This is a genomic window from Kamptonema formosum PCC 10802 (assembly GCF_000332335.1).
Classification (GTDB): Bacteria; Cyanobacteriota; Cyanobacteriia; order Cyanobacteriales; family Oscillatoriaceae; genus Oscillatoria.
The window spans coordinates 202,970-217,919 of record NZ_KB235949.1; the positions used below are offsets into that span (position 1 = coordinate 202,970).

The window sequence follows — 14,950 nt, forward strand, 5'->3', positions numbered from 1 at the left end:
GGAGACTGTTGGCTACAGCCTTTTCTCTGGGGGAGCCTGCCACTGGTCCTGGCGCTTCTGTGCCGGCGCAGCACCGGCATCAAGACTCTTCAAAAGAAGAGGAGCTTGGCAGCAGCGTGCTTGTGCGATTTACGGCGATTAGCTCGCCGGGAAATCGCCAAACAGGCTGCAGATTGTCGCCCTGCTAGCCAGTGCGCGGAGAGCGGCACTACACCGTAGCGCCGTCGCAACGGATAGTCCAGCCGGAAACGCAGGTTCGCCGGCAGTTAGGTTGCGTATTCCCGTCGCACAGGATGGTGAAGCCCGAGACGCAGGTGCTGCCGCACTCTGCAAAGATGTTATCCTCGGTGACTAACTCGACAAATGACATGTCTTGCTGTTCCACCGGCTTGGGAAGCTCGATCTTTTCCCTGTCGGCTGCGATGCCAAAGGCTTCAGGGTTGTCCACCAATTCACTGCGGAACTCTCCGTCTATTACTGAGCGCTGTAGCAGCAGCTCTAGGTCTTCAACTGACGGTTTCTCTAGGACGCTATACTCAAAAGAATTCGACACGGGAAGTCCTCCTTGTCGTAGCGATTGGTGAAATGGGTGGTTGTTTGCGCCCCTTCACCAATTCCACAAATTTACTGTTACTGTTTGGGGGCGCAGCAGCAGCATTTGATTTCTGTCGCTTTACCCGCCTGCTCACCTATCTGCCCAACAGCCATAATTTACGCAGCCTGCCGAAAAACTTTACAAAACTTTACATTACGGCGTGGGAAATGCCTGAATCAGGGAAGCCGGCAGCTGGCCATATTTCCCAGAGGCCAGAGCGAGCCATCTCCTGCTGCGCTGCCACCCCGAAAAAAGCATTTAATTTGCCTAAAAAGAAAGGGGATGGGAATACATAAAATCGGATTAAAAGAATCTACAGGTTTTATAAAAACATTAAAACGGCAAATTAAATGCGTTGGTGGGGGGGTGAGTTAACCTTGTGCCCGCTCGGTCGCTGCAATCCCGACAGCGGGACTGAAACACACGCCAATCAGCGCCTCAGCCGCCTCAGCATCCACCGGCCTAGAAAACAAATATCCCTGGCCATACTCGCATCCCAGATCGCGCAGTTGAGCCAGCTGCTCGGCGGTTTCCACCCCTTCCGCCACCACATTCATTCCCAGATTGTGAGCCAGGGCGACGCAAGTGCGGACAATCTCCAGGGGGGCGCAGCCACCCTCAACCCCCATCTGAGTGACGAAAGACCGGTCAATCTTCAGGGTATCAATAGGCAAGCGCTGCAACCGGCTCAAAGAGGAGTAGCCGGTGCCAAAATCATCAATGCACAGCTGAATCTGCCGGTCTTTCAGCTGCTGGAGCAGGTTTTCTGTGGTGGATTCAGCGGCTTCCATAATGGCGGTTTCGGTGATTTCCAGCTTCAGAGCCCTAGGGTTTGCGCCGGTGGAGTGCAGGATCTGGTCAATCTGCGCCAGCAGACCGGGTTGGGCAAATTGGATGGCGGAAAGATTGACGCTCACCGTCAGCGGTTCGAGAGGGTTTGCTCCCGAAGCTCGCAGAGCCGGGGAAATCCCCTGCCAGTGGCGCAACTGCCGGCAAGCTTCGCGCAGCACCCAAGCGCCCAGGGGTACGATCAGCCCGGTATCTTCCGCGACAGAGATAAACTCGGTGGGGGGAACCAAGCCCCGCTCTGGGTGAATCCAGCGCACCAGCGCCTCGAAACCGGCAACCAAGCCAGTGCTCAGGGAGACAATCGGCTGGTAGTGCAGGCGCAACTCGTGGCGTTCCAGGGCTCGCCGCAGGTCGGTTTCCAGTTGCAGCAGCGCTACGGCGCGGGTGTGCATCGCGGTTTCAAACACAATAGAGCGGGCTCCGCCCTGCTTCTTGGCGTCATGCATGGCCGTATCGGCGGCGCGCAGGAAGTCCTCCGGCTGGTCGTAGCCGATGGTGCTGGGGGCGATGCCGATGCTGGCAGAGGTGAACAGCTCGCACTCATTGAAGTGAAAAGGCCACGCCAGCTCTTGGTGGATGCGGTCAGCCACCGCCCGGGCGTCCCCCACTTCCTGGATATCTGCCAGCAGAATGGCGAACTCGTCCCCTCCGAAGCGGGCAATAATATCCTTGGCGCTCAGGCACGCCCCGACGCGGCGAGCCGTGGCCACCAGCAGCTGGTCGCCAACCAGGTGTCCGAAGCTGTACTTGACAATCTGGTAGCGGTCTAAGTCCAGTAACAGCACGGCAAATAAAGAGCCACCGGAGCGTTTCGCCTGCCGGATGGAACGCCCCAAGCAGTTGAGGAACCAAGCGCGGTTGGGCAAACCGGTCAGGGGATCGTAAAATGCGTTATACAGCAGCTGCTCCTCCGCTTGCACGCGGAGGGTGATGTCGCGCAGCACCGCCAAATGCAAGCCCGGGAGAAAATTTGCCGTTGCGCTGCACTCGACATCCCTGCCCGCTCCGTCTGGCAGCTGCAGCCGCAGATCGCCGGTGGCCTGCCCTTTTTCCTGCAAAGTCTGCAAGAATTCTGCGAAATTGCTGCCTGGCGCTAAAAAGTCGGCAGCAGAATGCCCCAGGAGCGCTTCCGCCGGCAGCCCGAACAGGGCGCAGGCGGCTGGGTTCACCTTGACCTGCTCGCCCCGGTCATTTAAAATAATCATCCCGTCGGGGGCGCTGTCAAAGATCGCTCTCAGCTGGCGCTCAGACGCCCGCAGCGCTTCCTCCGCAGACAGCCGGCGCTCCCGCCCTGCCGCCGAGCGCAGCTCCCGCTCAACGGCAGGCACGAGTCTGGCCAGGTTGTCTTTGATGATGTAATCGCCGGCACCGGCTCTCATGGCGGCGATGGCTTCTTCCTCCCTCAGAGGCTCTGAGACAATAATGAAGGGCACGTCCAGCCCTCTTTCCTGAACGAGCTTTAATGCCTCTAGGGCGCTCAACTGCGGCAAGTGACAGTCCGCTAGGATCAGATCCGGGCTGTGCCGGTCGAGCGCAGCATTCATTGCCGGTGCTGTCCCGGCACGCTCAAACTTCACCTCGTAACCGCCGCGCTCCAGTTCCCGCCGCAGCAGTTGCGCGCCGTCTTCTGAATCTTCTACCATTAAAACCCGGAGTTCTTGCTCAACGCCTTGCGGCATCAAAGGTGTGTCCAAGATAGCTCTCTCCTGAATCTCCGGCCATTAAAATCCGCAGCTCTTGCTCTGCTCAACGCCTTGCGGCATCAAAGGTGTGTCCGGAATAGCTATAACTGAGTCAAATCTAGCATCCGATACATTTTTGCTATCAATTGCTATCAATTGGTAACAAATACATAAGCTGGGAGGCTAGCTCTCAGCCAAGGCGTATCAACCAATGCCCGCAGGAAGATCCCGCGAGCACCATTCAGATCCCTGTCCATGACTCGCCCGTCGATTTCGGACTCAATGACCCCCGCCCCGCCGATTTTGACAATCTCGCCAGTCCAAGAGACGGTCTTGGAAGTGTAAGCTTCATTGATGTCGGACAGGAGGATTTTGCCTGTCTCCCAAGCTTTCCACTCCAAGTGCTTCTTGAACGCATAGTGAGATAGGGTCAGCATCTGGCGCACAGTCTTGGACTTGATTTTGCGCCGGGACTTGCTCACCATCTGTGACGATTCAAAGCTCGGCAGGAGAATTACGTCAAAGTTTTCGACAAGGAATTTGGCCGTCTTGTGGTGCAGCTCTTTGACCAGATGCTGCACTTTGCATCGGATGCGGTCAGCAGCTTTTTTGAAGCGCCGCTTTTGGGCTGACTTGGCTTTACTGATTTTTGAGATAAGGCGGTCAAGCTTAAAGCAGAACTTTTGAATCCGCAGATTGGCGTCATCGCCAATCCACCCACAAGACGATTCGGAGAAAAAAGTCATGAAGGTTCGGACACCGGGATCTAAGGCAACCACCCGCCCTTGGTTTTCGGGCTGGCGCGGCTGCACTTCTTGGGAGATTATCAGGTAATACTCTCCATAGGCCATCGTTAGGCGGCCATCGCTAAAGTCTTCCGGAAGAGTCTCATCAAAGCGCATCTCCCCCAAAAGCGTGTGATAGATGCCGCGCTGGCTAATTGCGGTCTTAGGGACAAAGATCGTTTGCTGCCTGTCCCTACGGCTGCGAAATTTGCACTTGCGAAACTGCCCGTCTTTGGCAAATCCGCGCTTAGCTTCCCGAACAGCAGTGCAAGCGTCTTTGACTGCAATTTTCTTGATTTGATAGGGCACCGAGAGCGCCCATTCAGGCAAGGCTCCCATAACGATGGGAGCGACAGCCATCCATTTTGCCTGTGTTTCTGGCTGCTGAAGGTATTTGATAGTGTGATTGTACGTATACCTGGATACGCCAAACCACTGTTTCAAAAGCGCCTTCTGGCTAGGGCTTGGGAATATCCGGATCTTCCGAGATTTCCTTGCGGTATCGCAATCGTCCGTGCATGCGGCAGCTGTAGTTTGCTTGAGCGAAGCGGCAGACATGGAGGATGGCGAGAAGATCCTCTGTGAGTTCGGATTCCGGGCAGTGAGGGGGTTGGCTGAGAACCAGGAGTTTTCCACCGTTTTGCTGCGCCATGAAGTCAAACAGCTCGAATCCAAATCGGCAGAGCCTGTCACGGCAGGCAACCACAAGTGTGAGCTTATCGCCGCGCATAAGTCTGACCAGTAAGGCGCGCAGCCCTTTTCACCTGAAGTTAAGTCCTGAGCCACTGTCTTGGATGATTTCAGCTCCGGGGTAGCGCTCGAGCATGAACTCAACTTGACGGGCGAGGTCGTCTCTTTGTTTTGCTGAGCTGACCCGGCAGTAGCAAACAGTGGCAGTTGCAGCTGAATCCCCTCCCATCCCCCCGATGTCGAAGAGACGCTGCCCCGATAGCGTGCGGATGCTTTTGATTTTTCCTTCATCTGCAAACTTCCTGAGCGTTGTGGGGTGCAGCCCAAAATACTCGACTGCTTTCCGTAATCGGACGTCGGCCATTAGAAAACTATAATGAACTACATCTAATGATAGCAAATCATCTGCTGCTGTCAACCCTGTCAAGGGGGTTGGGTTTCTTGTCGGCGCTCGTGCGGGCAGAGGGAGACTTGAGGAACCTGTCGCGATGTTTTTTTCTGCATTCGCTTTAGGAAGTTTGGCTATCGAAGCGCACTCTTGAGGCCATTTCCACCGGCAGCTCGCTTTGGCTGTTCGAGAGCCTCGGTCCGCGCACCGGCATCTTTGCCGCGCTAGGGCTCTCAATCAGGCCGGGAATCAAAAGGCCCGGAGAATATTCCGGACAGGCCGGTCGGAGGCGGCGCTCACAGCCAGGGCTGTTTCCAGCCTATCACAGGTGAGGCCGCAACCGCCGCGCTGCAGGACGCCCGGTGGGGGGGAAAAGCCATCTCCTAGGGCAACTCGGATTCGGAGCTCAGTGGCAGCGGTTCTGGGTGGGACAAGTTGCGATCCCTGAGGGTGCGATTGACCTGACTGAGTTCTGCTTTTGCCTGCTGTGCCTCCCAGTCGGAGGCGATCATCTCGCTGACGGCACGCAGCACCCGCACCTCCTCAGGCAGCCAGGTGCGGCATTTTTCGGTGTCGTCAAAGCCTATAAAGCCCAGCAGGGTGCCGGTGGTGGAATGGATGGGAACCGCCAGTAAGGAGCGGACATCGCTGGGGCGGGGGCTGCGGTTTGCCAGCATGTTTTTCTCGCCGGCAGCCTTTCCCGACAGCGCTGACATATCGGATATAATAATGTTTTGGCCGCGAGATAGCTGCTGGGCCCACCAAATAAACTGGGCCGTATCCAGTTCCTGAAGGCGAAGGGCGTGCGGTGGGGTTCCCGGGGCGCACCACTCATGGGTGTTGTGGGCCTTGCCGCCGTCTTGGGAGAACTCGAAGATGTAAGCCCGATTGGCGGCGACGGCTTGTCCGAGGATTTCCAGCACTTTATGGAGTGAGACTTGCCCCCAGACGAACAATCTGGAGATGAGGGCGACGGCTTCTTCCACCGCCAGCCGGTGGCGCAGCGCCTCTTGAGCCTGTACGCGGCTGGTGATTTCTACCAGGATCAGGCCAATACTTTTGAACTGTCCCTCCTCGTCCTGTATGGGAAAAACAGAAGCTTGCCACGTGCTGCGGGCAGACAGGTCAAGGCCGGTGTTCAACTCGGCGTTGAGGGCGGGAGCGCCGCTGGCCAGCACCCCCTGCAGCAGGGGCTCCACAGCCGGTGCCAGCAGGGGCAAAACTTCCCTGAAGGTTTTGCCGAAATAAACGGGTGCCGTCCCCCCGCTGACAGCGAGGAGTGCCTGATTGACTTGAACGAACCGCAGCTGTTTGTCCAAGATAGCCACACCCACGGGAGCGCAGGTGAAAAATGCGTTCAGGCGTTCCTGCTGCCTGGACATCTGGCGCTCTAATCTTTTGTTGGCGGTAATGTCTTTGGCGAGGGCGAACCACCCACTTTCAGTTCCCGTCGCCTTCCAAGACAGCCACCGGTACAGGCCATTTTTATGGCGGTAGCGATTTTCAAACTGGCAAACTTTGCCCGCCCCGCACTGTGCTATCGCGATCAAGGTAGCTGAGGCGTCATCCGGATGCACGAAATTAATCCAAGGCTCCGAGCGAGATTCCAATGGCGTCCATCCCAGAATATTTTCCCACTGCCCGTTCAATTTTTCAAAATAGCCGTCGCTGCCAATCCGGCAAAATAAATCAGCTGACAGGTCGAAATAGGCTTCCATTTCTGCTCCTGTCAGGTAGAGTTCCGTCATCTGTTTTTTTTCCTTTTCAGATTTTTTCATAGATGCCCTTTATTATTCCCATTTCTAAGCCTTTCCTACCCGCCCTCACGGTCAACTCCTCTAAGGCTTGCGTTTTTAACCTGGAAAAATTAAACAAACACAGTCTGGGGCGCAGCACAACCGGTGTCTTCAGTCCCCAGCCCGCTCGTGCTGAGTGGGGATTGAAGGTTCCGCGAGGGGGGAGGGTTGAGGAATGATTGCAAGCTTTGGGCCTGCGGGTATTGACCCGAGATAAAAACCTTCTGCCCCCACCAGAAATGAGATTCTAATTGAATCGGTTAAGGTCAAGAGTGGGCAATCAAAGCGGCCTCTGAGGAGAGATTTGAGCGTCACAGGGGCCCGCTCTTCCCGGGTCAGAGGGGAGCCGGTTGGGGATCTGCCAACAGGATTCCCCTGCCCCCTAGCTTGCAACGGCTCGCTGCCAGCGATTATCTTTATTAATTATGGGGCAGTTGACAGCAGATCCCCACCCCCGGTGAGGAGCGCGCGTGCCGGTGCGCGAGTGCGCCTGACATCGGGGCGCGGGCGAAGCCCTATCCCGCTGCAACCCTAGCGCCAGATTGCTACGATCGCCTCCGGCTTGTTTGAGTGGGGGGCCTGCCGTCTGTCTGGACAGAGCCGAGCGCAAGGCTGGGCTTCCTTTTTTGGTAAGACCTGCGAGGGGCTGAAAAACCAAGCAAACGTCAGTATTGGCTGGAAATGTTTTTCCAATTGGGTTATATCTGGACCAGTGAGGGGAGGTGACACGGGTTGAGGGCCCTTGCAGGGGCTCAAGATACCGCACAAACGTCCCAACTACCCGTCCAGACCGCGACTCGCGGCACCGGTGCCGCGACTGATGGCCATTTGAGTAAAGTTTAAAACCACAGGAAATTAAGGCGTGCATGATTGCGAATCAGCAACCTGAGCACTGGCTGCCCGGGCGTGAGCGTCTCATTGCAGCTAAAAGAGCGGAGCACACCTAGTGGGGCGCAGCTGTCCCTACTGGGGGAATGACTCCATTTAGCCCTGCGGGGCGCTGTTGTTGCGACCATCCTCAACAGAGCGCTCGCGCTTCGGGCTTTGGCTGTGGTGCTGATTGCGGCTCGGGTTCTATTTGCTAGCCTTTGGCAGGTTCAAGAAACCGGCTTTTTGGCTTTTCAGGGCAACCCGCTTAAATTTGAGCGAGAACCCCGGTTTCTCACCGAGGTCTTGGCGCAGGCTTGAACCCCGCCGCTGATTGGCATTCACCCGCCTTTGCCACTGTTTTTTGCTATCCATTCTTTGACTCACACATGAACTTTTCCTCAGAAGTTTATGTAGGTAGAGCCTGGCAACTCCAAACCTTAAGGTAAATCAGGCAAATCTTTATGAATACTAATGAACTTGTGAGTGCTAGTGAACTTTTGAGTCGCCACGCACAAGGAGAGCGAGATTTTCCCGGAGTTCAGTTGCTCCGGGCCAACCTGTCTCAGGTGAATCTGAACCGGACAAATCTCAAGGGGGCCAATCTCAGGGGGGCGAATTTAACGATGGCTAAACTGATCGCCGCTAACCTGGGTGAGGCAAATCTGAGTGGGGCCAATCTCTCTGGAGCCACTCTGATTGAGACTGCCCTCAACCGGTCGGCGCTGACTGGGGCCATCCTCAGGGAGGCGGACTTGAGTGGGGCCAGTCTCGGCGGCGCGATTCTCCAGCGCGCCGACCTCAGTCAGGCCACTCTCACCGGCGCTACCCTGGTGGGCGCAGATTTGACGGCAGCCAACCTGACCGAGAGCGCGCTCAGTGGCGTTTCTTTGAGTCGCGCCACTCTCACCGGCGTGACTGGGTGCGCGGTGAACTTGAACCGGGCTGTTCTCAGTGAGGCCAATCTCACAGGGGCTTGCCTGACTCGGGCCTGCCTGATTCGGGCCTACCTGAACCGCGCTTGCCTCAGGGGTGCGAATCTGGCTGAGGCTGACTTGAGTGAGGCTTCTTTGCGAGAAGCTGACCTGGGCGGCGCTAACCTGGGCGGCGCTAATCTCAGCGGGGCAGATCTCAGTGCCGCCACTCTTAATGACGCCAACCTCAGGGCGGCTGACTTGCGTTTGGCCAATTTGAGCCGGTCGAATCTCAGCGGCCTCCAGCTCACCGGCGCAGATTTGAGCGGCGCTGAACTGAGCAAGGCAGACCTGCGGGGCGCTAATTTAAGTGGCGCTAACCTGTCCGGCGCTTGCCTGGTGGAGGCTTCTTTGCGGGATGCTAACCTTCAAGGGGCCAACTTGGGGGCCGCCGGCTTGCTGCTGGCCTGCCTCCGGGGAGCCGACTTAAGTGGGGCCAACCTGTCTGAGGCTAACCTCATCGGAGCCAACCTCAGCGGCGCTTGTTTGAGTCAGGCATTTCTCGCTGGGGCCATCCTCCCGTCTGGCACCACTCACTCTTAGTTGCGCCTGCTGCTCTCCAGGGAGAGCGGCCAGCCGGCAGGCTGCGGAACTCGGTCGCTCTGGGGGGTCCCAAGAGGGCCAGCTGTTTCCCTGTTCCTTCTTCTCTCACCCACACTTCTTGTTGGGTTCCATATTATAGCATTTTGCCACCGGCACCGCTCTGGCTTTGGGCAGCCGGCGGCTTTTTTTTCTCAATGGCCCCCGCCCCCACTGGCTGCGCAACAAAACTTAACAAAAATTTAACCGGAGAGCGGTTTATAACGTTTCGTTTCGGCTTGAGCGCGTATGGAAATCGTGATATAATGCAAAAGTTTGCGATCTATTCGGGTGGAGTGTTACGGGCAGAATGAAACAAATGGGAACCCATCTGGTTGTTGATGCTTGGCAGTCTCCTGGCGAGCTTCTCAACGACCCTGAACGCATCCGCCGCGCCTTGTTAGATGCGATTTCAGCAGGAGGCGCAACTCTCATTGATCTGTGTGTTCATCAGTTCAGTCCCCACGGAGTGACGGCAACAGCTACTTTAGCTGAGTCCCATATCGCCATCCATACATGGCCAGAATACGGCTATTTTGCCGCCGACCTGTTTTTCTGCGGTGCGGGAGAGCCAAAGCGGGCGATGCACATACTCAAAACGGCCCTGCAAGCTGGGCAGGTAACAATGAGAGAGATTCCGCGTGGGTTCGATAGCGAAGCGGGACGCGACAGCGTCCTTCCAGCGATGGGTATGGAAGAGCCTGTTTATACGGAGCAGGTTGTGGCCCGTCCCCTGGAAGCTGGAGTCCGGGGATGAGAGGGAAGGTGCAGGCATCTTTTTGAATTTGATGTCTGATGTGGGTTGGGGTTTGGCTTTCAGCCAATTCCCAACCTTTTTAATAAACAAAACTACTGCCAGCTTCGAGATACCTGCTCAAATTCAGCTTCTAAAAGTTGAATCAACTTTTCATTTCCCTGCCTTCTGGCTACTTCCAGCCGGCGTTCTATGTTGCGGCAAAGATTTTTGTAATGGATCTTGGCCGGCTCTTCCTGGAGCGCAAGACGAGAGGCGGAATTGGCTCTGTTTTCCATCTCGGTGCCGGTTGGACGAGTCAAGGCGCGCTCCCTGAGCGCTCGAAGGAGCTGAGGGACGGGAATGTGTCTGGGATAGCGCAATCCGCAATGGCTCCCCCAAGTTTTGCCGGTGGTATCCCCCTCGCTCGTTTCTAGGGGGAGCCGATCTGGTTCGTACCTGATACCGGGATAAGAGAATTCCATAGGTGGGGCCTCCTGTGAGATCGTCGTGAAGTGAGAGAAATTTTTCTGCTATTATTCGTACCCTGAAGGCGCTAGCCGGTTTGGATACCTGCGCTACAAAAACTCGGGGGGCCGGTGCCCTAGCTCCCAGAGGGGATGAATAGAGCCAAAATTTCTGTAACTTTAGATACCGTTAGCAGAATATCCTGCCGGCAGTCCCCAGAGGTTAAGAGGCGGTGAGGATTAATTTAAATTTTATGTAATCTAGCCGGCCTGAGAGCCGGTGGGCCTATCAAGGTCTATTACACTTAATTTGCATTATAGCAGCAGCCAATAAGATTAGAACATTAGACCTTCAGGCTCGGCGGACGCCGTACCTACGTCTATATAGCAGTAAGCATTTAAGAAACCTACATTCCGGCCTCCCTTGCTCCAGAGCTCCCGAAGCTTCTACTGTTCTAACCAATATGACTGCTGCTATAAAAATCGAGATGAAACAAACCCTCTATCGCGCTTATATTTGAATTGTGAGAGCGGAGAAAGCCGGTCTGTCAAAGAAACCGGCTTTCTCCCACCCATAAGTTTAACAAATCATTGAAAACCGCTAGACTGACTTACCAGCGGTAATAGCGATAGGGATCGTCGCCAAGGTCAAAATCTGTGCGGTAATCGGGGTGATAGAAACTCGCCGGGTTTGCCGTGCCGGCTGCAGCTGCTTCGGGCGCTCCACCGGCTAGCTGGAAAAAGCGGCTGTCAGCCTTAAAGCTCGCACCCATATTCGCCAAAATCTGCGCCAGCGCCCTTGTTTGCCGCCAGCGCGTATAGCGAAAATAAGTATTAACATCCGCATTCAAACCATCCGGGTCAATCTGCGAGAAAATCGCCACACCCTTCCCCAAAACCGCCCGACTCAAAAGCCCGTCAGCCGCCACCTCACCGCCAGATTCAATCAGCCACGCATCCATTGGAGCACGAAAGCGCAAATCAGAAGCGCTCAAACCGCGAGTTTCCGCCCAAGAAGGCACCTTCAAAGAACCGCCGAAATTCCGCACCTCCCGCAGGCGAACCCCCAAAACCGCCTCAGGTAAGCGGCGCGACAAGAAAAACACCTTCCCACCGGCACTCAAATACCCGCGTAACTGCTCATCGCTGACATTCGACTCCGCACCAACAATAACCAGACCGGCATCATTTGCCAGAGAATCCGCCCGCTGGTAAACCAACCCCAGCCGGTCGAGCTTAGCCGCATCCGCATCGCTGCCAATCAGAACAGTGTTGCTGCCCATTGGCGTCAAAACAGATGTTTGGGCGTACCCCACAATCTGCCTTGCCAGCTTCGCCGCCGCCGCATCGGAAGACACATGGTCTTCCAAATCCAGCGCATTCCAAATCAGCCGCCCCTTGCCATAATCGAGTTCCATCAGCGGCGTATAAGCCAAATCGAACTCCGACTCCAAAATCGGTCGCCACCCACTCAAATGCGGCTTCTCCACCGGCGCACTGCTGACAGCGCCCCGATTCCCCCAGTGCCAGCCGTACCAAGGAGCGCTGTGAGGGCTAAGCTTCACCCCGCCATTGAGCGTGTTAGGATAAGCTTCCACCAGAGAACTTTCCCCCTTCCAGTCCCGCAAATCCAGCTCATCCAATCCCCTCAGCGCTGGATGAGTTGCGTCAACCGGGAAGACGCGGCGGCTGAGGTGCGGCGCGACGCGAAAGCCGAGAGCGCTGCGCATCCATTCCGGATTTTGCGTGAAAACAATAGCCTTGCCGCCATTGCGGACAAACGCTTCCAAACTCCCTGGTAACTGGTTGCCCCCAGAGAGCGCTTCCCGACCGATGGCCAAAAGGCGGGGGGCGGAAGATCCGTCCCACGGCACAACAGTGTATCCCAATTGCTGTAGCATGCGTGCCGTCTTGCCGGCGGGGTCAAACACAGCAACTGTGGAGTTTTCTGCTGTTGGGGCTGGGAATTTCTGGAAAACGCGGAAGGAGAAGTTATCCTGATGCTGGCATTTGTCAAAACGAGCGGTGAGGCGAATTTCTCCATCCACCTTTGCAGCTGCCAGCTTTGCAGGCAAATTCACCTCCAGCGGAAAGAAAAGATTTTGCGCCGTCTCGATAGTTCCCTTATTCGAGCCAGTCGCCACCGGCTTACCGCCGACGATCGCCTCCCAGTCAAAGGAAAACTCCTGCCTCGCCCCAGTATCATTAATCAGCACAACTTGCTTTTGCAGTTTCCCTCCCGCCGCAAAATTGCGGTCTTTCGCCGCCGGCGCTGACTGTGGCCCAGAAATCCAAGCCAGAGTCGGGGCATTGTTTTGCAGGATGGCTCTGCCGCCCGGGTGGATAATATTCCCCTCCATCTGCAAATAGTGCCATAAAGACTTGCGCACTTTCGGGAGATACACGCCGCGCCGGTTGGGCTGAAACGGGCCAATATCCACAGTCTGCCTGCCGGCATCCGACACTTGCCAGCCGTGTCCATTGCTCCAGGGAATCATGCCGCCGGTGATGCCAAAAGTCCGCCAGCTGCGCCAAGTATTGGTGCTGAAAAGCTCCTGCAACTTCTGGAACGCTGGGGCAAAATCCAGTTCGTCGCTGCCTTGCCAGCTGCGGTACTGCTGCTCTTTAACAAACAGCTCGCGAATTTTTTGCCGGTAGGCGGGAGTTTCGAGCTCGTAAGCTTGCTTACCAAAATAAATAGCGCTAAACTCAGTCATCAGCGGTTCGCTGACAATGGCATTGCGAAAGCCGTTTCGGCTGCGCATCATTGTTGTGTGCAGTGGGGTGCCGAACTCCACCACCATATAGGGCATGTCGCCGTTCTTCGCCCAGTCGGACAGCCACTCTTCCCGCTCTTGCAGCGGAATCATATTTAAATAAGAGTTAAGAGCGTAGACATCGCCCACCGGCCCCCCTTGGTGCGTCATCACCGGTCGCGTCGGGTCATACTGTTTGACAATCCCAATAGCCTGTTCGGCGATGGGATACACATTCCTCACCCGCCAGTCTCCGTTCTTTTCTAGCTGGCCTTCCACCTTTTTTTTGCCGATTCTCAGGGGATTCTGGTCATCGCCGTGGCCGAAAGCGTTGGGGCTGTTGGCCCACATCAGGATTGACGGGTGATTGCGGTAGCGGCGCAGTTCTGTCACCATTTGCGCCTCCCAGCGCTGCCGGTCTTCCAGGTTGCCCCACCCTTTAGGGGAAGCGATATGAGACATTCCCACAGATGGCCCGATGAGGGGGAAGCCTTTGAGGTCGGCGCGGGAGGCGAACAGTTCCCGGAAGTGCCACCTGCCGCGTTCGTAGGGGTTCCAGGGCCACATTTCGGCGATGTTGAAGCCGGCCCACAAATAGCCGTCAATCATCCGGTCTTGGACTTCTGTTACCCCCACCGCCCAACCTTGCCACTCATCCTGGTGCAGTACCGGTCGCAGGCGAATTTCTTTGCCGTTTAAGTAGAATTTCCGCCCTTCAATCCAGAATTCGCGGAAGCCAAATTGCTGGTCGTATTCGTCGTCGATGCCGCTGCCTCTGACTTCCAGGCGCAGGGTGTACAACTTCGGGCTGCCAGCGTCCCAGAGGCGGGGATTGGGCCAGTCCCAGGTGACTTGAAGGGTTTGAGTTGGTTTGGCTTCCACGCTGGCGGTGGCGGTGAATTGCTTTTCGACTTTCCCTTGCGAGTCAAGCATTTTGCCGGTGAGTTGAACGGTGCCGGCAGAAGTGACGCTCGACAGTTCAACGTCGAGTTTGATTTGCTTGCGCCTGGTGGAGGGCTGCACGAATACGTCGCTGACGCGGGGGCCGGCAGGCAGGCCCAGCAGCCGCACTTCGCCGATCACTCCCCGCGAGTCCAGTTTGGCTGGGGTTTTGTACACCTCGTTGGGCCCCATGATCGCGGTTTTTTCTTTTTCGTTGCTGGCGGCGACAACCAGCAAGCTGAGAACAGCGTCTGAACCCGGTTTGACGGCTTTGGTGATGTCGGCTGCCCCATAGGGCCAGTTTATTTCGCCGCACTGGATGCCGTTGACATAGACTGTCGCATCGGTGCTGACTCTGCTGAGATCGAGCACTACTTTTCGCCCCTGCCAGCCGGCGGGGATGCTGACGGTGCGCTGATACCACGCTTTGGACAGCTGTTTGCCGTCGAAGCTGTCCCATTCAGGGCCGGTGCCGCGAGAAATCAGTCCGGGTATGGATTGATGTTTCTCGCGCTGCCAGTCACCTGGTACGGTGATGGAACCCCAGCCGTTTTGTGGGGGCGACGCCTCGGAGGGGCCCACTGCTGGAATAAACTTCCAAACTCCGTTCAGGTAGATTTCGCCGCGTTTGCTATTGGGGATTTTGACCGGCTCAAAGGCTGTATTTGCGCTGGCAGCGATGGGTGGGCAATTTGCCGTGCCGCTGTCTTTAAATGCGCCGGCTGCACAGGCGCATATCGTGACGGTCAGCAGAAATAGTCCCAGGCGTTTGGCAAGTTTACTTTTCATAAAGCGTCATTCAAGGGAGCAAGTTGTCAAGACAGCCGGTTATTTTATCTGCCCTTCT

12 protein-coding genes are annotated in these 14,950 nt (G+C 56.2%); 4 read left to right on the plus strand and 8 right to left on the minus strand.

What is annotated here, in order from left to right:
* Positions 1-208: 208 nt before the first annotated feature.
* Positions 209-553 (minus strand): cinnamycin family lantibiotic, encoded by a 345-nt coding sequence (locus OSC10802_RS0131500; RefSeq protein ID WP_017720753.1) that lies wholly within the window; start codon positions 551-553, stop codon positions 209-211.
* 32 nt (positions 554-585) lie between these two features.
* On the opposite strand from OSC10802_RS0131500, the gene OSC10802_RS0131505 reads away from it, so the two are divergent.
* The gene (locus OSC10802_RS0131505; protein WP_017720754.1) at positions 586-891 is read left to right on the plus strand and encodes a hypothetical protein; all 306 of its coding nucleotides are present in this window, start codon (positions 586-588) and stop codon (positions 889-891) included.
* 75 nt (positions 892-966) lie between these two features.
* On the opposite strand, the gene OSC10802_RS0131510 is transcribed toward OSC10802_RS0131505, so the two are convergent.
* The 6 genes from OSC10802_RS0131510 to OSC10802_RS51695 form a co-directional block, all read right to left on the minus strand.
* Complete coding sequence (locus OSC10802_RS0131510; protein ID WP_232731862.1) at positions 967-3,138, minus strand: putative bifunctional diguanylate cyclase/phosphodiesterase; 2,172 nt, start codon at positions 3,136-3,138, stop codon at positions 967-969.
* A gap of 140 nt (positions 3,139-3,278) precedes the next feature.
* Positions 3,279-4,469 carry an RNA-guided endonuclease InsQ/TnpB family protein gene (locus OSC10802_RS46890; RefSeq protein WP_198525331.1) on the minus strand — a complete coding sequence of 397 codons (1,191 nt, stop codon included), beginning with the start codon at positions 4,467-4,469 and terminating at the stop codon, positions 3,279-3,281.
* Positions 4,369-4,641, minus strand: a complete 273-nt coding sequence (locus tag OSC10802_RS53490; protein WP_198525332.1) for a recombinase family protein — start codon at positions 4,639-4,641, stop codon at positions 4,369-4,371. Before OSC10802_RS53490 ends, OSC10802_RS46890 begins: the two co-directional genes overlap by 101 nt.
* A gap of 30 nt (positions 4,642-4,671) precedes the next feature.
* Complete coding sequence (locus tag OSC10802_RS48165) at positions 4,672-4,965, minus strand: recombinase family protein (RefSeq protein ID WP_082218440.1); 294 nt, start codon at positions 4,963-4,965, stop codon at positions 4,672-4,674.
* A gap of 407 nt (positions 4,966-5,372) precedes the next feature.
* Positions 5,373-6,767 (minus strand): PAS domain S-box protein, encoded by a 1,395-nt coding sequence (locus OSC10802_RS0131525; RefSeq protein ID WP_017720757.1) that lies wholly within the window; start codon positions 6,765-6,767, stop codon positions 5,373-5,375.
* Between the two features lie 1,092 nt (positions 6,768-7,859).
* On the minus strand, positions 7,860-8,027 hold the full coding sequence (locus tag OSC10802_RS51695) for a hypothetical protein (RefSeq protein WP_017720759.1): 168 nt from the start codon (positions 8,025-8,027) through the stop codon (positions 7,860-7,862).
* Between the two features lie 89 nt (positions 8,028-8,116).
* Between OSC10802_RS51695 and OSC10802_RS0131540 the strand changes: the two genes are divergently transcribed.
* From OSC10802_RS0131540 to OSC10802_RS51700, 3 genes are all read left to right on the plus strand, one after another.
* Entirely contained in the window at positions 8,117-9,169 is a 1,053-nt protein-coding gene (locus tag OSC10802_RS0131540; RefSeq protein WP_017720760.1) for a pentapeptide repeat-containing protein, read from the plus strand.
* Between the two features lie 346 nt (positions 9,170-9,515).
* The gene (gene speD / locus OSC10802_RS42755) at positions 9,516-9,962 is read left to right on the plus strand and encodes an adenosylmethionine decarboxylase (protein WP_017720762.1); all 447 of its coding nucleotides are present in this window, start codon (positions 9,516-9,518) and stop codon (positions 9,960-9,962) included.
* 137 nt (positions 9,963-10,099) lie between these two features.
* A complete protein-coding gene (locus OSC10802_RS51700; RefSeq protein ID WP_155968940.1) occupies positions 10,100-10,375 on the plus strand; it encodes a hypothetical protein in 276 nt (91 codons plus the stop codon).
* A 641-nt stretch (positions 10,376-11,016) separates the two neighbouring features.
* Here OSC10802_RS51700 and OSC10802_RS0131560 read toward each other — a convergent pair.
* Positions 11,017-14,892, minus strand: coding sequence for a glycoside hydrolase family 2 protein (locus tag OSC10802_RS0131560; protein ID WP_017720764.1), 3,876 nt, complete (start codon positions 14,890-14,892; stop codon positions 11,017-11,019).
* Between the last annotated feature and the right edge of the window lie 58 nt (positions 14,893-14,950).

What these genes read in the sequence shown, in the direction of transcription:
- OSC10802_RS0131505 (WP_017720754.1), top strand. Translation starts at nt 586, where the DNA reads ATGGGTGGTTGTTTGCGCCCCTTCACCAATTCCACAAATTTACTGTTA.
- OSC10802_RS0131525 (WP_017720757.1), bottom strand. Translation starts at nt 6,767, where the DNA reads ATGAAAAAATCTGAAAAGGAAAAAAAACAGATGACGGAACTCTACCTG.
- speD (WP_017720762.1), top strand. Translation starts at nt 9,516, where the DNA reads ATGAAACAAATGGGAACCCATCTGGTTGTTGATGCTTGGCAGTCTCCT.
- OSC10802_RS46890 (WP_198525331.1), bottom strand. Translation starts at nt 4,469, where the DNA reads ATGTCTGCCGCTTCGCTCAAGCAAACTACAGCTGCCGCATGCACGGAC.
- OSC10802_RS51695 (WP_017720759.1), bottom strand. Translation starts at nt 8,027, where the DNA reads ATGGATAGCAAAAAACAGTGGCAAAGGCGGGTGAATGCCAATCAGCGG.
- OSC10802_RS53490 (WP_198525332.1), bottom strand. Translation starts at nt 4,641, where the DNA reads ATGCGCGGCGATAAGCTCACACTTGTGGTTGCCTGCCGTGACAGGCTC.
- OSC10802_RS48165 (WP_082218440.1), bottom strand. Translation starts at nt 4,965, where the DNA reads ATGGCCGACGTCCGATTACGGAAAGCAGTCGAGTATTTTGGGCTGCAC.
- OSC10802_RS0131560 (WP_017720764.1), bottom strand. Translation starts at nt 14,892, where the DNA reads ATGAAAAGTAAACTTGCCAAACGCCTGGGACTATTTCTGCTGACCGTC.
- OSC10802_RS0131540 (WP_017720760.1), top strand. Translation starts at nt 8,117, where the DNA reads ATGAATACTAATGAACTTGTGAGTGCTAGTGAACTTTTGAGTCGCCAC.